The 18,262-nt window shown below is 74.0% G+C and carries 15 protein-coding genes and 1 riboswitch; of the genes, 8 read left to right on the forward strand and 7 right to left on the reverse strand.

Annotated elements, in window-relative coordinates; genetic code table 11:
* Window positions 1–75 precede the first annotated feature (75 nt).
* A complete protein-coding gene (locus OHB09_RS19960) occupies window positions 76–444 on the reverse strand; it encodes a VOC family protein (protein ID WP_328922327.1) in 369 nt (122 codons plus the stop codon).
* 31 nt (window positions 445–475) lie between these two features.
* Window positions 476–1,252 (reverse strand): oxidoreductase, encoded by a 777-nt coding sequence (locus tag OHB09_RS19965; protein ID WP_234527912.1) that lies wholly within the window; start codon window positions 1,250–1,252, stop codon window positions 476–478.
* Between the two features lie 91 nt (window positions 1,253–1,343).
* Between OHB09_RS19965 and OHB09_RS19970 the strand changes: the two genes are divergently transcribed.
* From OHB09_RS19970 to OHB09_RS19985, 4 genes are all read left to right on the forward strand, one after another.
* Window positions 1,344–1,922, forward strand: coding sequence for a TetR/AcrR family transcriptional regulator (locus OHB09_RS19970; protein ID WP_040895583.1), 579 nt, complete (start codon window positions 1,344–1,346; stop codon window positions 1,920–1,922).
* A gap of 101 nt (window positions 1,923–2,023) precedes the next feature.
* Window positions 2,024–3,316, forward strand: coding sequence for an ATP-binding protein (locus tag OHB09_RS19975; RefSeq protein WP_328922328.1), 1,293 nt, complete (start codon window positions 2,024–2,026; stop codon window positions 3,314–3,316).
* Window positions 3,313–4,056: a response regulator transcription factor gene (locus tag OHB09_RS19980; protein WP_328922329.1), complete on the forward strand. Its 744-nt coding sequence runs from the start codon at window positions 3,313–3,315 to the stop codon at window positions 4,054–4,056. The genes OHB09_RS19975 and OHB09_RS19980 overlap by 4 nt, the downstream gene beginning before the upstream one ends.
* A gap of 66 nt (window positions 4,057–4,122) precedes the next feature.
* Window positions 4,123–4,476 (forward strand): hypothetical protein, encoded by a 354-nt coding sequence (locus OHB09_RS19985; RefSeq protein WP_006140821.1) that lies wholly within the window; start codon window positions 4,123–4,125, stop codon window positions 4,474–4,476.
* Here the strand turns inward: OHB09_RS19985 and OHB09_RS19990 are convergent.
* On the reverse strand, window positions 4,454–5,458 hold the full coding sequence (locus OHB09_RS19990) for a tellurite resistance/C4-dicarboxylate transporter family protein (RefSeq protein ID WP_234527914.1): 1,005 nt from the start codon (window positions 5,456–5,458) through the stop codon (window positions 4,454–4,456). The two genes, OHB09_RS19985 and OHB09_RS19990, sit on opposite strands and share 23 nt — an antisense overlap.
* 170 nt (window positions 5,459–5,628) lie before the next feature.
* On the opposite strand from OHB09_RS19990, the gene OHB09_RS19995 reads away from it, so the two are divergent.
* Together OHB09_RS19995 and OHB09_RS20000 are read left to right on the forward strand one after the other, a co-directional pair.
* Entirely contained in the window at window positions 5,629–6,519 is an 891-nt protein-coding gene (locus tag OHB09_RS19995; protein WP_191891788.1) for a helix-turn-helix domain-containing protein, read from the forward strand.
* A gap of 56 nt (window positions 6,520–6,575) precedes the next feature.
* Complete coding sequence (locus OHB09_RS20000) at window positions 6,576–7,016, forward strand: SRPBCC family protein (RefSeq protein ID WP_040895581.1); 441 nt, start codon at window positions 6,576–6,578, stop codon at window positions 7,014–7,016.
* Window positions 7,017–7,036: 20 nt separating this feature from the next.
* Here OHB09_RS20000 and OHB09_RS33320 read toward each other — a convergent pair whose 3' ends face one another.
* Window positions 7,037–9,418, reverse strand: coding sequence for an NlpC/P60 family protein (locus OHB09_RS33320; RefSeq protein ID WP_407077336.1), 2,382 nt, complete (start codon window positions 9,416–9,418; stop codon window positions 7,037–7,039).
* An 8-nt stretch (window positions 9,419–9,426) separates the two neighbouring features.
* Window positions 9,427–9,599, reverse strand: a riboswitch (cyclic di-AMP (ydaO/yuaA leader).
* Between the two features lie 400 nt (window positions 9,600–9,999).
* Between OHB09_RS33320 and OHB09_RS20010 the strand changes: the two genes are divergently transcribed.
* On the forward strand, window positions 10,000–12,705 hold the full coding sequence (locus OHB09_RS20010) for an ATP-dependent DNA helicase (RefSeq protein WP_328922330.1): 2,706 nt from the start codon (window positions 10,000–10,002) through the stop codon (window positions 12,703–12,705).
* Between the two features lie 61 nt (window positions 12,706–12,766).
* On the opposite strand, the gene OHB09_RS20015 is transcribed toward OHB09_RS20010, so the two are convergent.
* Both OHB09_RS20015 and OHB09_RS20020 read right to left on the reverse strand, forming a co-directional pair.
* Complete coding sequence (locus OHB09_RS20015; protein ID WP_328922331.1) at window positions 12,767–14,371, reverse strand: M23 family metallopeptidase; 1,605 nt, start codon at window positions 14,369–14,371, stop codon at window positions 12,767–12,769.
* Window positions 14,372–14,765: 394 nt separating this feature from the next.
* Window positions 14,766–15,824, reverse strand: coding sequence for an esterase/lipase family protein (locus tag OHB09_RS20020; protein ID WP_191854506.1), 1,059 nt, complete (start codon window positions 15,822–15,824; stop codon window positions 14,766–14,768).
* A gap of 212 nt (window positions 15,825–16,036) precedes the next feature.
* Between OHB09_RS20020 and OHB09_RS20025 the strand changes: the two genes are divergently transcribed.
* Complete coding sequence (locus tag OHB09_RS20025; RefSeq protein ID WP_040895579.1) at window positions 16,037–16,453, forward strand: cobalamin B12-binding domain-containing protein; 417 nt, start codon at window positions 16,037–16,039, stop codon at window positions 16,451–16,453.
* Window positions 16,454–16,624: 171 nt separating this feature from the next.
* On the opposite strand, the gene OHB09_RS20030 is transcribed toward OHB09_RS20025, so the two are convergent.
* Window positions 16,625–18,229, reverse strand: a complete 1,605-nt coding sequence (locus OHB09_RS20030; protein ID WP_328922332.1) for a DUF5691 domain-containing protein — start codon at window positions 18,227–18,229, stop codon at window positions 16,625–16,627.
* Between the last annotated feature and the right edge of the window lie 33 nt (window positions 18,230–18,262).

Below are 18,262 nucleotides of genomic sequence, written 5' to 3' on the forward strand. Positions count from 1 at the left end.
GAGCCGGACGAGGAGCCCGTGGCACTCGTCCGGGGTCGCGGTGAGGGTGACGGTGAACGCGGGCGGGTGACGGTCTCAGACCGCGCGCAGGCAGAAGGGGTGGCCCGCGGGGCTGGCGTACACCCGGCTGCCGGTGCTGCGTTCCGGGGGGACGCCCTCGGCCGGACGCAGCCGGGTGGCGCCCGCCGCGGTGGCCGCGTGGTCGGCGGCCGCGAGGTCCTCGACGGCGAAGTCGAGGTGGATCTGCTGGGAGACGCCGTCCGGCCAGTCGGGCGAGGTGTGTCCGGGGGCCGACTGGACGACGACCACCGGGAGGCCGGGAGCCTGCACGAAGTGGTGCGCCGGGGTGCGGGTGAGCGAGCCGCCGAGCAGCCGGTGCCAGAAGGCGCCCTCCGTCTCGACGTCTGCCGCGTCGACGACGACGGAGGCCAGGGTGAGGGGCATGGTGATGTCCTGTCTTGCTGTCCAGGGGGTTTCAGACGGTCGGGATGATGCCGCCGTCGACGCGGAACTGCGCTCCGGTCAGCCACTTCGCGCGGTCGGAGGCGAGGAAGGCGATCATCTCGGCGACGTCCTCGGGGTCGCCGGGGCGGCCCATGGGGACCTTGAGGTGATCCACGAACCGCTGTTCGATCTCCTTGGTGCTGACGCCCTCCTGCTCGGCCATGTGCCGGAGGTGCGCGTCGGCACCCTCGGTGACGACGAAGCCGGGGAGGACGCACACCACGCGCACCCCGTGCTCACCGACCTCGGTGGCCAGTTCGCGGCTGTAGGTGTTGAGCGCGGCCTTGGCGGCGGCGTAGGACGCCTCGGTGCGCTGCGGCAGGTGGGAGGCGATCGAGGAGACGTGCACGACGACGCCTGAGCCCCGTTCGACCATCCCCGGCACCAGGGCACGGTCCAGGCGCACGGCGCTGAGGAGGTTCATCTCCAGGTCCGCCTGCCAGGAGGCGTCCGAGCGGCTCAGGGTGGGTGCCGGGGAGCTCGCCGCGCCCGCGTTGTTCACGAGCACGTCCACTCCACCCATCTGTTCGACGACCCGGCGGCCGAGTCCGGCCACGCCCTCCTGGGTCGAGAGGTCCGCCGGGACGAACGTGGTGCCGTCTTCCGCCGCGGGCCTGCTGCGGGAGGCCGTGAGCACGGTCGCGCCCGAGGCCGCGAACCGGCGGGCGGTCGCGGCGCCCAGGCCCCGGCTGCCGCCGGTGACCAGCACCCGTAGGCCCTTGAAGCTGTCGTCCCCGAGGAAGGGCATGGGAGTCTCCTCGCCGTAAGATGAACCCGACTCCGGAAACCATACACATAAGCGGAGTCCGACTCACCTTATGGATCCCGTGGAGGTTCCCTTGCCGGCATCACGCCCGCTGCGCGCCGACGCGCGACGCAACCGGGAAGCGCTGTTGTCCGCGGCCCGCCAGGCGTTCCTCGGTGGAGACACCGACGCCCACGTGGAGGACATCGCCCGCAGCGCCGGCGTCGCCGTCGGCACGCTCTACCGCCACTTCGAGACCCGCGAGGCGCTGATCGAGGAGGTCTACCGCAAGGAGGTCGACGACCTCTGCGCCGCGCCCGCCGAGCTGCTGGCACAGCACCCGCCGGAGGAGGCGCTGCGGCGCTTCCTGCTGCTGCTCGTGGAGCACGCGGCGGTCGGCAAGGGGATGTCCGTCGTCCTGGAAAGCATCATGGCGACGGACTCACCGGTCTTCGACGAAGCCCGCGCCCGCATGGCCGACGCCCTCTCCCGGCTGCTCGAAGCCGGCGCCGCGGCCGGCACCGTCCGCGGGGACGTCACCGGCCCCACCCTGCTGCGCGCCCTGGGCGGCATCTGCGGGATGCGCGCCACCGAGGGCTGGCTGACCGAGGCCCGGCAGATCACCGCCCTCCTCTTCGACGGTCTGCGTCACGGAGCGGCCGGGGCGGCCTGAACCGGAGGCGCCGGACCGCCCGTCTGCGGGACGAAGATCAGGGGAGTCTCGGGGACCGACCCTGATGCCCCGGGTCCGCCCGGCGTGTGACCATCGAAGGCATGCCGGAAGCCGCCACAGCGCCACTCGCCTCTCCGCGGCCCCCGCGCAAGCTCTACCGCAGCAGCGACGGACGCTGGCTGGGCGGGGTGGCGCGAGGGCTCGCCGGACACCTCGGCCTGCCCGTGGTGTGGGTCCGGCTGGTGTTCGCGGGCCTGTTCATGGCGGACGGCCTCGGCGCCCTGCTCTACGCCGCCTTCTGGTTCTTCGTGCCGCTCGGCGTCGGAGGGGTGAACGACCGCCGGCCCTCCTCCCTGGTCGGCACCGAGATCTCGCCGGACGGCCGGCGCAGACTCGTGGCCCGCAAGCCGGACAAGGGCCAGATCGTCGCGCTGCTCCTCATGGTCGTCGTGGCGATGGTCTTCGTCGGCAACGTCAACCTCGGTGACGGGGCCAAGGCCTATCTGTGGCCGGCCGTCCTCGTCGGCGCGGGCGTCGCCCTCGTGTGGCGCCAGGCGGACAACGCGCGGCGGGCCCGCTGGGCCGAGGTCGGCCGCCGCCGGCGCACCCTCACCCTGCTCCGGTCCGCCGCCGGTGTCCTGCTGGTCACCGCCGGGGTCTCCGCGATCTTCGTCCTGCAGGGCTCCGCCGCACACCTGGGCTCGGTCCTCCAGGCGGCCCTCGCGGTCCTCGTCGGCATCACCCTCCTCGCCGGCCCGTACCTCATCCGCATGACACAGGACCTCTCGGAGGAGCGTCTGATGCGCATCCGCGCCCAGGAACGCGCGGAGGTCGCCGCCCACGTCCACGACTCGGTGCTGCACACACTGACCCTGATCCAGCGCAACGCGGAGAACGTGGGCGAGGTCCGCCGCCTCGCCCGCGCCCAGGAGCGGGACCTGCGCGCCTGGCTCTACAAACCCGAGGGCACCGGCAAGGACGAGGACGAGGAACCCGACACCCTCGCCGAGGCGGTCCGGCACCACGCGGCCGAGGTCGAGGACAAGCACGGCGTCCCGATAGAGGTCGTCGTCGTCGGCGACTGCCCGCTCGACGAACGCATCGGCCCGCAGATGCAGGCCGCGAGGGAAGCCATGGTGAACGCGGCCAAGTACGGTGGCGACGGCGGTCCGGTCCAGGTGTACGCCGAAGTCGAGGGCAGGACGGTCTTCGTGTCCGTCCGCGACCGGGGCCCCGGCTTCGATCTCGGCGCGATACCCGCCGACCGCATGGGAGTCAGACAATCGATCATCGGCCGCATGGAGCGCAACGGTGGCACGGCGCGGCTGCGCGCGGTGCCCGACGGCGGCACGGAGGTCGAGCTGGAGATGGAGAGGGCGGAGAAGACGTCATGAGCGACGCGAACGACGCGAACGGCGCGACCGGAGCGACCGGAGCGGCCCGGACGGAGGGCGCGAGCGGGGGCCCGGCCGGACGCCGGGTGCGCGTCGTCCTCGTCGACGACCACCGCATGTTCCGCACGGGCGTGCAGGCCGAGATCGGGCAGACGGAGACGACGGGGGTGGAGGTCGTCGGTGAGGCCGCCGACGTCGACCAGGCGGTGAGCGTCATCACCGCGACCCGGCCGGAGGTCGTCCTCCTCGACGTCCACCTGCCGGGCGGCGGCGGAGTCGAGGTGCTGCGCCGCTGCGCACCCCTCATGGCGGACGCCGAACAGCCCGTGCGGTTCCTGGCCCTGTCCGTCTCGGACGCGGCCGAGGACGTCATCGGGGTGATCCGCGGCGGCGCCCGCGGCTACGTCACCAAGACGATCACCGGCTCCGACCTCGTCGCCTCGATCTTCCGGGTCCAGGAGGGGGACGCGGTCTTCTCCCCGCGCCTGGCCGGATTCGTCCTCGACGCCTTCGCCTCCACCGACGCCCCGCCGGTCGACGAGGACCTCGACCGCCTGACCCAGCGGGAACGCGAGGTGCTGCGTCTCATCGCCCGCGGCTACGCCTACAAGGAGATCGCCAAGCAGCTCTACATCTCGGTGAAGACGGTCGAGTCCCATGTCTCGGCGGTCCTGCGCAAGCTCCAGCTCTCCAACCGCCACGAGCTGACCCGCTGGGCCACGGCCCGCCGGCTGGTGTGACGCCCGGCCGCCGGGGGCCACCCCGGCGGGAGGGGGTGGGGGCCGGTCCGATTAGGCTCCGGCCCCATGGACGTACTCATCCACCTCTTCGTCGGCCTGCACATCATCGGTATCGCCGCGCTGCTGGGCGGGTTCCTCACCCAGATGAAGGCGATGGGCAGCGGCACCGCGCGGTTCGTGCCCGGGATGCTGCACGGCGCGCTGACGATGCTGGTCACGGGCGCGGTCCTGGTGGGGCTCAACCAGGCGGACGACCACTCGGTCGACAACATCAAGATCGGCGTCAAGCTCGCGCTGCTGATCGTGATCCTGGGCCTGGTCTACGTCAAGCGGGACGAGGAGCGGGTCGACAAGCGGCTGTTCGGGCTGGTCGGCCTGCTGACCTGCGCGAACATCTTCATCGCGGTCCTGTGGACCTGATCGTCCGCAGCGGTCCCACAGCCGCGCCCGCGGTGACGGCGAGGCACACCACCACCGCGATCCACAGCAGCACCTGCCCCGGTGTCCGCAGCCACCCCGCCCCCAGGGCGGGCGCGGCGGAGAGCAGCGCCGCCGCCGTCATGCCCAGGGGGAACGTCGTCGACCAGCGCCGTATGTCGTAGCGCGGGCGCGGCCGCAGCAACTCCGCCGCCCACAGCACCACGTACCAGGCGAGGGCCAGGACGAGCAGGGTGACGGTCATGGAGTGCAGTACGTGCTGGCCGTCGTCGCTCCACAGGTACGAGGGCCCCTTGCCCGCCTTGAGCAGCTCGGCCCCGGCCAGCGCGGAGATCGCGAGCGCGCCGCCCGCCACCCAGTGGTCGCCGTGCCCCCGGACGACCTGCCGCCAGTCGAAGAAGTAGAGGGCGACGGCGTACAGGGCCAGCCCGAGCCAGAAGAACACCAGCGCCACATGGGCCGGCCAGGCCGTACGCACCGCGTGCGCCACGGCCGCGCCGAGCACGGCGGGCCCCTGCGTCGCCACGCAGGCCAGGAACACCGAGCCGGGCATGCCCCGCCGCCAACCCCGCAGGGCCAGGAACAGCAGCACCGGCCACAGCACCACCGCGAGGGCGAGGAGCGCCTCCGCCAGGGTCTGCCGGCCCAGGGCGGAGAACTGCGAGCCCAGGACGGTCGTCGCCGCCACCGCACTGGGGGCGGCCGGGCTCCCCGAGTCGGAGAGCCACCGCCGCGGCTGTCGCGACAGCCGTACGGCGAAGTCGGCGGCCAGCCCCAGCCAGGTGAGGACGGTGACGGCCAGCGCGATGTCGGACAGCACGTCGTACCCGGCGAGCCGCAGGCCGACCGAGAGGATGCCCGCCGTCATCACGGCGGCCCCCGCGGCGGGCGGGCGGCGGGCCCACCAGGCGAGGAGTACGGAGACGAGGGTCGAGGGCCCCGGGGACGGGGAGCTGCCTGCCATGGCTCCGATGCTAGGAACGACCGTCGGCCTCGCGCCCGGGGCACGCGCGCGAGGCGTGTGGAAGAGCACCGCGTGCGCGGGAGAGCGCCGGGCGTGCGGAATACAGGCGAGCACCCCCGCGTACGAACCGGACCCGGAAGAGTGCCGCCCGCGCGCGTTAGGCTTCCGGCGTGTTCGATTCGCCGGATTTCGACTTCGACGTGACGCCGTATGCGGGCGTCGACGCGGAACGGCTGGTGCGGCACACGTACTGCAGTGGGGAGGCGTCCGCCTGGCGGTCGCTGCTGGTGCAGTGCTTCACGCACGCCCGGGAGGTGGAGCGGCTCGAACTGCCCGGGACGTCCGACCTCCACCTCGTGCTCTGTACCCACGGGGACGCCGTCATGCGGACCGGCACGGGCGGCGGCAGGGCGGTACGGCGGCGCTGGGTCCCCGGCCGCATGGAACTCATGGTTCCCGGCCGGCCGACCACGCGTGGGTACCGCACGGCGTCGACGCTGCGGACGACACAGGTGCACATCCCGCGGGCGACCGTCGACCGGACGGCCGCACAACTGGGCGTCGGGGAACCCGACTTCGAGGCGCTGGCCGCGCATCTCGGCGAGGGCGACGCGGCCGTCGAACACGTCGTACGCGCGCTGCCCGCCGCCCCGGGCACGAGCGACCTGTACGCGGAGTCCGCCGCCTCCTTCCTCACGACGCACCTGCTGACCGGGGGCCGCGGCCAGGCCCCGCCCGGGCCCGAACGCACCGCCGTCCGCACGGGCATCGCCATCATGCGGGAGCGTCTGGCCGATCCGCTCACCCTCGCGGACCTCGCCGCCGAGGTGCACCTGAGCGTCTACCACTTCATCCGGGTGTTCCGCGAGGCCACCGGCGAGACACCCCACCGGTACCTCACCCGGCTGCGGATCGAACGGGCGCGGCACCTGCTCACGAGTACCACCCTCACCGTCGGCCAGATCGCGGAGCGCTGCGGTTTCTCCGGCCCCGGCGCCCTGTCCGCGGCCTTTTTCTCCCATGTCGGCGTCCGGCCCTCCGTGTACCGCAAGAACGCGTGAGGGGGACGGCAATCGCGCGCATGTCGCGCGCGGCCACGCCTTCCTAGCCTGGTGCCATGCCTCATAGCTACAGGGTGACGTCCCACTCGCACGCGACCCCCGGTGCCGTTTTCTCCCTGCTCGTACGGGGAGGGACGTGGTCGTCGTGGTCGCCGATCGACACGGTCGGGATCGAGGGCGGCGGGGACCCCGACGCACCGCAGAAGGTGGGGGACACGAGGGTGTTCCGGACCGGCCGGGCGACCTCCCGGGAGCCAATCGTCGAACTGGTGGCCGACCGGAGGTTCGGCTACGAGAACCTGGGCGGCCCCTTCCGCTCCTACCGCGGCGTCATCGAACTCGTCGAGGCGCCGGGGGGCGGTACCGACATCACCTGGTCGGCGACCTTCGTGCCGAAGGTTCCCCTCACGGGTCGCCTCCTGCGGCGGTACCTCACCGGCTACATGCAGCGGATGGCCGACGGACTGGCGCGGTACGCCGGCCGATCCGACATCTGACCGAGTCGTCAGGCGAGCCGTCAGGCGAGCCGTATGACGCCGCGGACCGCCGCCTCGCCGTCGAAGTACACCGACTCCTCCCGTACGTAGGCGCCCGGGCGGGGGGCGTGGATCATCATTCCGTTGCCCGTGTAGACGCCCACATGGCTGAGGTCCTCGTAGAAGAAGACCAGGTCACCGGGGTGAGCGGCGGCGAGCGGGACGGTCGTGCCGCACCGGGCCTGCTCGGCGGGGGTCCGCGGGAGCAGGAACCCGGCGGCCTTCCAGGCGGCCTGGACGAGACCGGCGGCGTCGAAGGAGCCGGGACCGGTCGCGCCCATGACGTACGGCCGTCCGGTCTGCGCCCGGGCGAAGGCGGCGGCGGTCGCGGCCTTGTCGACGGCGGGAACGCCGGCGCCCGCCGCGGGGACGGCCGACGTGGGGGCGGGTGTGACGGTGCCGTGCGAGGCCGGTCCCTGGGAGGCGGTCGGCGCTTGCGGGGCGGCGGTGGGGACGGCGCCCGTGGGGCCGATGGCCGGGATGCTGCCCGTGCTTTCGATGGTCGGGAGGGAGTCGCCCCGGCCGGCGGGCGCGTACGTGCCGGCGCCCGCGGCGGCCGGGAAGGCCACGGTGACGCCTGTGGCGGGGGCCGGACCGGTGAGGGCGGCGGCCGGCGCGGGGCCGGCGGTGGGAGCCTGCGCGAGGCCGCCGGTGGCGGGGTACGCGCCGAGCCCGCCGGTGCCGGGGAGCCCGCCAGTGGTCCCCGGGAAGAAACCGGTGGTCCCCGGGGCGGAGAAGGAGCCGATGCCGTCGGCGGCCGGGAAGCTGCCGGTGCTGCTCACGCCCGGCAGCCCACCGCCGCCGTTCGCGGCGGGGTACGCCGGGGCCACGTCCGCCGGGAACGCACCGGTGCCGCCGGTGGCCGGGTAGGCCGGGGCGGCCGGGTAGGCGTTGCCCGCACCGGGGTCCCCGGCGGCCTGGTACGCGACCGGGAGCGCTCCGGTGCTGTCGCCCGCGGGATACGGGGCGGTGCCGCCGGTGGCCGGGAAGCCGCCGGTGCCGTCCACGGCGGGGTAGGCCCGCGTGTTGTCCACCGCCGGGAAACCGCCGGTGCCGTCCACCGCCGGCCAGGAGCCGATGCCGTCGACCGCCGGGAAGGAGCCCGTGCCGTCCGTGCCCGGGTACGAGTAGGCGGTGCCGAGGGCCGGGATGGAGCCGGTGCCGTCGACCGCCGGCCAGGAGCCCGTGCCGTCCGTGCCCGGGTACGAGTAGGCGGTGCCGAGGGCTTGGAAGGAGCCCGTGTCGTCGGCCGGGGGGAACGCCCCGGTGGCGCTCGCGCCGCCGGTGGAACCCATGCCGTTCACCGCCGGGAACGATCCTGTCCCGCTCACCGCCGGGAACGCGCCGGTGTCCGTGCCGGGGTACGCGCCGGAGCCACCGGCGCCCGGGAAGGTGGCCGTGCCGGCACCCATCGCAGGGAAGGAACCCGTGTTCTCCATGCCCGGGTAGGCACCCGTGGCGCCCACCGCCGGGAACGACCCGGTGGCGCCCACAGTGGGGAAGGACCCCGTGCCGTCGACGGCAGGGAACGAACCCGTGCCGTCCACCGCCGCGAAGGCGGAGGCCGTACCGCCCGTCGTCGTGTACGCACCGGACGGCGCCCCCTGTCCCGGGGCGAGCTCCTGCACGGGGGACGCCCACGAGGGCGACTGCTGCTGGGTCTGTGCCCGCGCGGGCGATGCGCTCTCGAGTGCCGCACGTGCTCCGCCGGTCCGCTGCGACAGCAGACCGCGCGCGGTGGCGAGCTTGCGCTGCGTCGCCTCCTTCGAGGTCCGCGGCGACCGCTGAGGCGCGCTCGCCGAGACCGGCTTCCTCGGCGACGGCAGTGCCGGCAGCTCCCGCCCCGCGGTGCCGGGCCCGAGTGCCGGCGTCTCGCGGGAGGCGCCCAGCGCCGGGGTTCCGGACCTGCGCCGTTTCTCCGTCGCGGCGATGAGCTCGGCGACGGTCCTGTCGATCGAGGACTGGCGCAGGCCCTGCGGCCGCCCGGCGCCCGGACGCCCCGTGGACCGGCCGGGCGCCGGTCGGTCGGAACTCCGGTCGGCCGGCAGCACCGCCGGGACGGACGGGCCCAGCTTGGCGCGTGCCGTGTCCAGCCACTGCGAACGCTTGGCGGCCTCCGCCGCGGCCCCCGACCGCTGCCGCTCCTTGGCGGCCAGGACGCGCGTCGCGTTGTACGTCTCCGTGGCCGTCTCGACCCGCTGGTACAGGCTGTCGATCCGCTGCTGGACCTCCGCGCGGCTCGGCGCCGGCGGTTCGGTCCCGGAAGCGGAGTCCCCCGAGCCGTTGTCCCCTGCGGGAGCCACGGGGACCGCCGGGTACGCCGGGCGCGCGACGGCGGGAAGCGGTTTCTGGTCCGACGCCAAGAGAGGCGACTCCTTCCGTACGCCGCCTACCGGGTTAGCTGTCGGATTCGGGCGGATGGTTCCGGAAGGACTGCCCTACGGCCCGTGCGCGCGGGGCGGTGGGCCGATTCACCCCAGGTCTCGGTTGGGTCCCCGGTTCCGGCTGCCCGCGGGGGCGGGCCGGATTCGGCGGAGGCCGCGCGGCCCGGCGACGTTCGCCGGTTGCGTCGCGCGACCTGCCCGGCACGGTAGCCAACTTGTGTGCCTCGTGTGAAGGTCGAAGTGCGTTATGTCCGATACATTTTTGTGACCTTCGCGTGAGGATTCGGTTGCCGACGGCGGCGCGGGCCAACGTGCGGAACCGTTCCGGCAGTTGCCCGTCCGCCGGCCCCTTCCGCGCTCGTCTCGCGGTCACCAGGGGTGATGGCGCCGAGGTGGCGCCTCGGTGGCCGGCCGGGGGGATGCCGGCCGGGAGGCCCGCCGGGCACCGGCGCCCCGGCTGAGAGGTTCGTCACGCGGGGCGCTCCGCCGCCCCGGGGTTGCGGGCGGAGTTCCCGAGGGGGCGGCCGGTTGTCGGTGGGGCGCCCTAGACTCGGAGAGCGATGAGCAGCCTCTTTGACGACAGCTTCCTGGCGGACCTCCAGGCCCCGCGGGCCCACGCGGAGGAACCCCCGCCACCGCCCGAGGACGAGCACGTGCCGGAGCCGATTCCGGACGACCTGTTCGGCGGGAAGTTCGACACGCCCCCGGGCGGCTGGGGGGCCCGAGCGGGGGAGTCCGAAGGCGGAGGCGGCTACTACCGCAACGGCGCCCCCCGCCCCGTCCTGGACGCGGCGGCCCTGCTGGACGGCCTGAACGAGAACCAGCGTGCGGCCGTCGTGCACGCCGGATCCCCTCTGCTCATCGTCGCGGGTGCCGGCTCCGGCAAGACCCGTGTGCTCACCCACCGCATCGCGCATCTGCTGGCGGAGCGGAACGTCCACCCCGGCCAGATCCTCGCCATCACCTTCACCAACAAGGCCGCGGGCGAGATGAAGGAGCGCGTCGAGCAGCTCGTCGGCCCGCGCGCGCACGCGATGTGGGTGATGACGTTCCACAGCGCCTGTGTCCGCATCCTGCGCCGGGAGAGCAAGCGGCTCGGCTTCACCTCCTCCTTCTCGATCTACGACGCCGCCGACTCCAAGCGCCTGATGGCCCTCGTCTGCCGTGATCTGGACCTCGACCCCAAGCGCTTCCCGCCGAAGTCCTTCAGCGCCAAGATCAGCAACCTGAAGAACGAGCTGATCGACGAGGAGGACTTCGCGGCGCAGGCCGCCGACGGTTTCGAGAAGACGGTCGCCCAGGCCTACGCGCTCTACCAGTCGCGGCTGCGCGAGGCCAACGCGCTGGACTTCGACGACCTGATCATGACGACGGTCAACCTGCTGCGCGCGTTCCCGGACGTCGCCGAGCACTACCGCCGCCGCTTCCGGCACGTCCTGGTCGACGAGTACCAGGACACCAACCACGCCCAGTACGCCCTCGTGCGTGAACTGGTCGGCACCTCCGAGCACCCGGTCGACGTGCCGCCGGAGGCCCAGGTGCCGCCCGCCGAGCTGTGCGTCGTCGGTGACGCGGACCAGTCGATCTACGCCTTCCGGGGCGCGACCATCCGCAACATCCTCCAGTTCGAGGAGGACTACCCGGACGCGACGACGATCCTGCTGGAGCAGAACTACCGCTCCACGCAGACGATCCTGTCCGCCGCCAACGCGGTCATCGAGCGCAACGAGTCCCGCCGACCCAAGAACCTGTGGACCAACGCGGGCTCGGGCGCGCAGATCACCGGCTACGTCGCCGACACCGAGCACGACGAGGCCCAGTTCGTCGCCGAGGAGATAGACCGCCTCACGGACGCGGGCGAGGCCAAGGCGGGTGACGTCGCCGTCTTCTACCGCACCAACGCACAGTCCCGTGTCTTCGAAGAGGTGTTCATCCGCGTCGGCCTGCCCTACAAGGTCGTCGGCGGCGTCCGCTTCTACGAGCGCAAGGAGGTCCGGGACGTCCTGGCCTACCTGCGGGTCCTCGCCAACCCGGAGGACTCCGTGCCGCTGCGCCGGATCCTCAACGTGCCCAAGCGGGGCATCGGCGAGCGCGCCGAGGCGATGATCGACGCCCTCGCGCAGCGCGAGCGGATCAGCTTCCCGCAGGCGCTGCGGCGGGTCGACGAGGCGTACGGCATGGCGGCCCGCTCCGCCAACGCCGTCAAGCGGTTCAACGTGCTGATGGAGGAGCTGCGCACGGTCGTCGAGTCCGGCGCGGGCCCGGCGACGGTCCTGGAGGCGATCCTCGAACGCACCGGCTACCTCGCCGAGCTGCAGGCGTCGACGGACCCGCAGGACGAGACCCGGATCGAGAACCTGCAGGAACTCGCGGCCGTCGCCTTGGAGTTCGAGCAGGAGCGGGGTGGTGCGGCCGGTGCCGGGGACGGGACCGGGGCCGTGACACCGGACACCGCCGCGCCCGCCGATGCCGCGACGGCCGGCACCGGTGCCGGGGGTACGGAAGCCGAGGGCGCGGACGCCGCCGTCACGACCGGCGCGGCCGCCGGAGCTGCGGCGGCCACCGGCGGCACCCTCGCGGAGTTCCTCGAGCGGGTCGCCCTGGTCGCCGACTCCGACCAGATCCCGGACGAGGAGGAGGACGGTTCGGGCGTCATCACGCTGATGACCCTGCACACCGCCAAGGGCCTGGAGTTCCCGGTCGTCTTCCTCACCGGCATGGAGGACGGCGTCTTCCCGCACATGCGCGCGCTCGGCCAGACCAAGGAGCTGGAGGAGGAGCGGCGACTGGCGTACGTGGGCATCACCCGTGCCCGGGAGCGGCTCTACCTGACCCGTGCGGCACTGCGCAGCGCGTGGGGGCAGCCCTCGTACAACCCGCCCTCCCGTTTCCTGGAGGAGATCCCCGAGCAGCACGTGCAGTGGAAGCGCACGGGGTCGGCCGGGGCTCCGGCAGCGGGCGGTCGGCCGGGGCGCGGCTCGGGCGTGGCGGCCTCGCTGTCCTCCTCCCTGTCCTCCTCCTTCCCGGCGAGCCGGTCGCGTTCCTCGGCGGCGGGCGCCGCCGGGTTCGCCACGGGCCGGGGCGGTGCGGGGGACCGGCCCGCGGTGGACCTGTCCGTCGGCGACCGGGTCACGCACGACCAGTTCGGCCTCGGCACGGTGGTCTCGGTCTCCGGGGCGGGCGCGAAGGCGGAGGCGACGATCGACTTCGGCGACACCAAGCCGAAGCGGCTGCTGCTGCGGTACGCGCCGGTGGAGAAGCTGTAGCCGGGCGGGGGCGCCCGGCCCTCTGCCGTAGGTGGAGCGGGGCGGGGGGCCGCCCCGCCGGTCACGCCGGGTTCAGGCCGTGGCTGCGGAGCCAGGGGAGGGGGTCGATCGCCGAGCCGCCGCCGGGCCGGACCTCGAAGTGCAGGTGCGGGCCGGTGGAGTTGCCCGAGCTGCCGGAGAACGCGATCGGCTGCCCGGCCTTCACGGTGGTGCCGGAGGCGACGCGGTAGCTGGAGAGGTGGCAGTACCACGTCTCCGTGCCGTCCTTCGCGGTCACGATCGCCATGTTGCCGTACGCGCTGTTCCACTGGGTGCGCACGGTGCCGTCCGTCGCGGCCATCACCGTGGTGCCGAAGGAGACGGGGAAGTCGATGCCGGTGTGCACGGACATCCAGTTGACGCCGGCCTGGCCGTAGTAGGCGCTGAGGCCCTTCTGCGAGACCGGCAGGGCGAACTTGGGGCGCAGTCGCTCCTTGCGGGCCGCCTCCTGCGCCGCCTTCTTCTGCTGGGCGGCCTGCTGGGCCTTGAGGTCGATGCGTTCCTGGGTCCGGCTGGCCCGGCCGGCGAAGTCGTCCGCGCCGGCGGACAGGCTCTGGAGCTGGGTGTCCAGCTTGTTGTTGGCGGCGACCGGCTTCACCGGGGCGGCGTCCGAAGACCCGGCGGCCGTCGTCTCCTTGCCGTCGTCCCCGCCGAAGTCCATGGTGGCGGCGGCGATCGAGGCGACGCCCAGGACGCACACCGAGGGCACGGCGACGGTGAGCAGCGCGGAACGTTTTGCCGGGGCGCGGCGGCGGGAGCGGGTGGCGGCACGGGCCGCGGTCCGCGAGAGCGGCGCGGGGGCGACCTCTTCCTGGTCGTCGAGGAGGGCGGGGGCGTCCTCGCCCTCGTCCGGCCCCTCCGTCCCGAACTGGGCCGCCTCGAAGGACTCGAACGTCGCGGTGGCCTGCTGGTCGAAGGGCACGGGCTGCTCGACGACCGCCGTGGCCGGGTGCTCGTAGTCGTAGGAGTCCGCCGCCTCGAAGGTGGCGGTCGCCTGCTGGTCGAAGGGCTCGGGGGACGGGGTGCTCTCCGGTGCCCGGCCCTCGTGCTGCTCCTGGTGGCCGGCGTCGGCACCCGCGTTCCACTGCGTGGCGTCGTACACGCCGCTGTCGAAGGTCTGGGTGCCCCATGCCCACTGCTGGGTGGCGCCCGCGCCGTCGGAGTGCTGATCCGCCTGCTGCCAGGCCTGCGCGTCCCACTGCCCGGTCGCCTCGGGGGACTGCCCCTGCGCGGGGATGCCGCCGAGGTGCTGGTAGCCCTCGGTCCAGGCGGTCGCGTCGTGGGTCCCGGAGTCGTACACGGACTGGTGCGCGGCGGCGTACGGGTCGTAGGCGGGCGTCTGGTTCGGGTCCGCGCCGTAGGTCTGGCCGGTGCCGGCCCACTGGGCGGCGTCGTACGCGCCGGTGTGGGTACCGGTGTCGGGGAAGGCGCCGAAGAGCGGGTCGCTGCCGAAGGAGACGGACTGCTGTCCGCCGAGCGTCCCGGTCGTGCTCGCGGAGGGATCACCGTACGGGGTGAACTCGCCGTACTGGGCTTCCTGGCCGCCGTACGGCGCGTAGGACGCCGAGGCCGGATCGGAAGCCGGGGCCGGGGAGGTTGCGGTCCCCGACGGGTGACGGTCGTTCACCAACTTCTCTTTCGCCTCGACAACAGGGGCTGGCAGAGCAGTGCGGCGACTGTACCCGGCGGTATGCGGGCGCGACAATCTTCTGCGGGTTTCAGCCCCGGGGGAAACGGGCATTCGGCCGTGTTTCGGGGGGCGTTGACAACGGCTTGGCCGTACGTTCGAGGAGTGTTCGAGTGCGCTGGCCGTGTGGTGCGGCGCTCGCGTCAGGGGTGAAATACCCGTACGGGACTTACCTGTGGCCGCGCGGACCCGAGACTCCTCAGCCCGCGGTTCTCCGGGGCCGCGGTTCACCGGCCCGCGGTTCGTCCGGTCCGCAGTTCTCCGGTCTGCGGCTCTTCGGTCCGCGGTTCGTCCGGTCCGCAGTTCTCCGGTCCGCGGTCCTTCGGCTCGCGTCTCAGGCCACCGTGAGGCCGCCCTCGTTCGTGTGCCCCTGCTTCGTGCGTCCCTGCTTCGTGTGCCCCCGCATCGGGTGCTCCGGCGTGCGGGCCCCCGGGAGCGTCGGCGACTCGCCGGACTCGGTCGGGCCGGCGTCCAGTACCTGCCGTACGCGCGTGGCGACCGCGGGGTGCACGGGCAGGGCGAGGTGGCCGATGCCCGTCACCCGCACGTTCTCCGCCGTCAGGTCCGGATGATCGATGCGGGCCGTCTCCACCGGGACCATGACACGGTCCAGATCGCTCCAGAAGCTCACGAAACGCGTGCGGCAGCCGGGCGCGGGCCCCCGCAGCTCCTCCAGCAGCGCGGAGTGCGGACGCATCTGCCGCACGATCGGATGCGCGTCGGCGAGCGGTGCGACGCGTGTGCCGGAGTGTGGGGTGCCGAGGGTGACCAGGGTGCGCACCCGCAGGTCGCCGCCGAGCCGCTGCACGTAATAACGGGCGATCAGCCCGCCCAGGCTGTGCCCGACGACGTCGACGCGGTCCTGGCCGGTGCGCGCGAGGAGGTCCTCCACGTGGCGGCCCAGGAGTTCGGCGGCTACCCGGATGTCGCAGGTCAGCGGCGAGTGGTTGAGTGACTCGATCCGGCGGTGGCCGCCTCGGGCGAGGGCGCGGCGCAGCAGGACGAAGGCCGACCGGTTGTCGACGAAGCCGTGGAGGAGGACGACCGGGGGAACCGGGGGAGTGGACGGGGCGGGGAGGCGGGGCAGCGCGGGCGCCACGGGCGGTGCGGCCCCGGGACCGCCGGAACGGGCGGCTTCGACCTGGGCGGCCCCGGGCAGGAGGACGCCGGGACGGACGTCGCCGGGATGCGCGTCGCCGGGATGCGCGGCATCGGTGGGGTGGGTGCCGGAACGGCGCTCGGGGAGGAGGCCGGAGGGGTACAGCAGAAGGTGGCCCGCGAGGACCGCGGCCTCCAGGACGGTCGCCTTGAGGAGGGGAACGAGGTGGGGGAGGGGTGCGTGGGGGTGAAGCGGTTGTGCGGGGCGGTCGGGTGTCGCTGCGGTGTCGTCCAAGCCGGCCTCCTGTCGGTGCGCCGGTAGGGGAGCGCGCGTCCGCGGAGGTGGGTGAAGGTGGTAAGGGCGCGGAAGGTGTCCCACCGTGTGATTTCCCCCTCTGTGTGCGGCACGAAACGGCCGGTTGCGGGATGCTGGCGATAACGTTCGTTCACTTCGCTTCGACGTCGTGCAGTCGTCGCTGGCGGTCGCTTGTAGTCATGAAGGGAGTGGTGGGTGTGGCAGCGGGACCGATCCGTGTGGTGGTGGCCAAGCCGGGGCTCGACGGTCACGATCGCGGGGCCAAGGTGATCGCGCGGGCGCTTCGGGACGCGGGGATGGAGGTCATCTACACCGGGCTCCATCAGACGCCGGAGCAGATCGTCGCCACGGCGATCCAGGAGGACGCCGACGCGATCGGGCTGTCGATCCTCTCCGGTGCGCACAACACGCTCTTCGCGGCGGTGATCGACCTGCTGAAGGAGCGGGACGCGGAGGACATCAAGGTCTTCGGCGGCGGGATCATCCCGGAGGCGGACATCGCGCCGCTGAAGGAGAAGGGCGTCGCGGAGATCTTCACGCCCGGGGCCACGACCGCGTCGGTCGTCGACTGGGTGCGGGACAACGTGCGCCAGCCGGCGGGTGCCTGACCGGACGCGTGACCGCGCGCCCGGCAGGGCGCACGACCGCTCGCCAGGCCGGGCACGGTCCGCGTGACGGCGGCGAGGGCGGGGGCCTCCTCGCCCCCGTCGCACGACCCCACCGCCCCCGCCACTCCCGTGCCTCCGGGACGGGACGTGGAGGCGCGGGCCCGCGCCCGTCTAGGGCGTCAGCTCCGCCGTCATCAGCGCCCGCAGCCGCAGCGTGGCCGTGAGGCGCTGGAAGGCCTCCGCCCAGTAGCTCCCCGCTCCCGGCGCCGCCCCCTCCGTCTCGTCGGGTATCGCCGTCAGGCCCTCGAGGCGGTCCGCCTCCGCGGGCGCCAGGCACCGCTCCGCCAGGCCCATCACCCCGCTGAAGCTCCACGGGTAACTCCCGGCGTCCCGGGCGATGTTGAGCGCGTCGACCACCGCACGGCCCAGTTCGCCCTCCCACGGCACCGCGCACACGCCGAGCAACTGGAACGCCTCCGACAGGCCGTGCGTGCCGATGAACCCGGCCACCCACGCCGCCCGCTCCTCCGCCCCGAGGGTGCCGAGGAGCTTCGCGCGTTCCGCGAGGGACACCGCGCCCGGGCCACCCGCCTCCGGTGCGGACGGCGCCCCCAGCAGCGCCCTGGCCCATGCGGCGTCCCCCTGCCGGACGGCCGCCCGGCACCAGGCCGCGTGCAGTTCGCCCTGCCAGTCGTCGGCCACGGGGAGGGCGACGATCTCCTCCGGTGTCCGGCCCCCGAACCGGGCCGCCCAGGTGCTCAGGGGCGCGGCGTCCAGCAACTGGCTCAGCCACCAGGACCGTTCACCCCGTCCGGAGGGAGGCTGGGCCACCACCCCGTCGCGCTCCATCCCCGCGTCGCACTCGTGCGGCGCCTCCACGACCAGCGTCGGGACGGGGGCGGTCACGTCCACCGCCACGCACGTGGCCGCGCGGCTCCCCATCCGGGCGGCCAGCGCCGAGCCCGGCAGCGCCGACAGCAACTCCGCCGCCACGGCCCGGACGTTGCGGCTGCGGTCGGTGAGGGCCCGTTCCAGGAACGGCTCGTCCTGCGGGCCGAGCCCCGAGCGCAGCGAGTCGAGGAACATCAGCCGGTCCTCGGCCCGCTCCGCCGGCCAGGTCGAGGACAGCAGCGCACGGCCCGCCGCCGGGGTGCGGGCCCTGAGCGCGGAGAGCAGCGCGACGCGCTCCGCTAACAGGCCCCGCCGCCACAGATCGCGCACCCGGTCGGACTCCTCGGCCGAGGGCAGTCCCCCGCCGCCCGGCGCGGCCCGCAGCGCGAACCGCCAGTCGGGGTTGAGCCGGGCCAGCCACAGCGCCCGCGGCCCCGCGAAGGCGAGCGCCGCCGGACGCAGGTCCGTTCGCCCCCGGGCCGCGTCCAGCAGCGCGGGGAGCAGCTCGGGCGGGGCGGCGAAGCCCCGTTCGTTCGCCAGCGCCAGCCACTGCGGCAGCAGTTCCCTCAGGTCCGGAGCCGCTCCCCGGCGGCCGCCGCCCGTCCCGGGCCGGTCCGCGAGCAGGGCCGCCAGCCGGCGGGCCGCCGGGGACGGCAGCGGGGGCCGGGGGTCGGGCGCGGCGGACTCCGGCCGGGGCGCGGCGGGCGCGGCGCGCAACCCGGCCCGCCGCCGTACGGCCGCCACGGCCGCCGCGTCCAGCAGCGCCGCCGGGGCCTCGCGGCCGGGCGGCAGCCCCGGCGGTGTGCGGCGGTCGGTCCCCAGCAGCGCCGTCGTCACCAGCTCCGGCCAGGAGAGCGGGCCGGGAGCGGGGAGAGTGCCACTCATGCGCGGTCCTTCCGGTGGGGGGATGACGGGCGG

Source organism: Streptomyces griseoaurantiacus (assembly GCF_036189845.1).
Lineage (GTDB): Bacteria > Actinomycetota > Actinomycetes > Streptomycetales > Streptomycetaceae > Streptomyces > Streptomyces griseoaurantiacus.

What these genes read in the sequence shown, in the direction of transcription:
- OHB09_RS19980 (WP_328922329.1), top strand. Translation starts at nt 3,313, where the DNA reads ATGAGCGACGCGAACGACGCGAACGGCGCGACCGGAGCGACCGGAGCG.
- OHB09_RS19990 (WP_234527914.1), bottom strand. Translation starts at nt 5,458, where the DNA reads ATGGCAGGCAGCTCCCCGTCCCCGGGGCCCTCGACCCTCGTCTCCGTA.
- OHB09_RS19985 (WP_006140821.1), top strand. Translation starts at nt 4,123, where the DNA reads ATGGACGTACTCATCCACCTCTTCGTCGGCCTGCACATCATCGGTATC.
- OHB09_RS20030 (WP_328922332.1), bottom strand. Translation starts at nt 18,229, where the DNA reads ATGAGTGGCACTCTCCCCGCTCCCGGCCCGCTCTCCTGGCCGGAGCTG.
- OHB09_RS19960 (WP_328922327.1), bottom strand. Translation starts at nt 444, where the DNA reads ATGCCCCTCACCCTGGCCTCCGTCGTCGTCGACGCGGCAGACGTCGAG.
- OHB09_RS19965 (WP_234527912.1), bottom strand. Translation starts at nt 1,252, where the DNA reads ATGCCCTTCCTCGGGGACGACAGCTTCAAGGGCCTACGGGTGCTGGTC.
- OHB09_RS19975 (WP_328922328.1), top strand. Translation starts at nt 2,024, where the DNA reads ATGCCGGAAGCCGCCACAGCGCCACTCGCCTCTCCGCGGCCCCCGCGC.
- OHB09_RS20000 (WP_040895581.1), top strand. Translation starts at nt 6,576, where the DNA reads ATGCCTCATAGCTACAGGGTGACGTCCCACTCGCACGCGACCCCCGGT.
- OHB09_RS20010 (WP_328922330.1), top strand. Translation starts at nt 10,000, where the DNA reads ATGAGCAGCCTCTTTGACGACAGCTTCCTGGCGGACCTCCAGGCCCCG.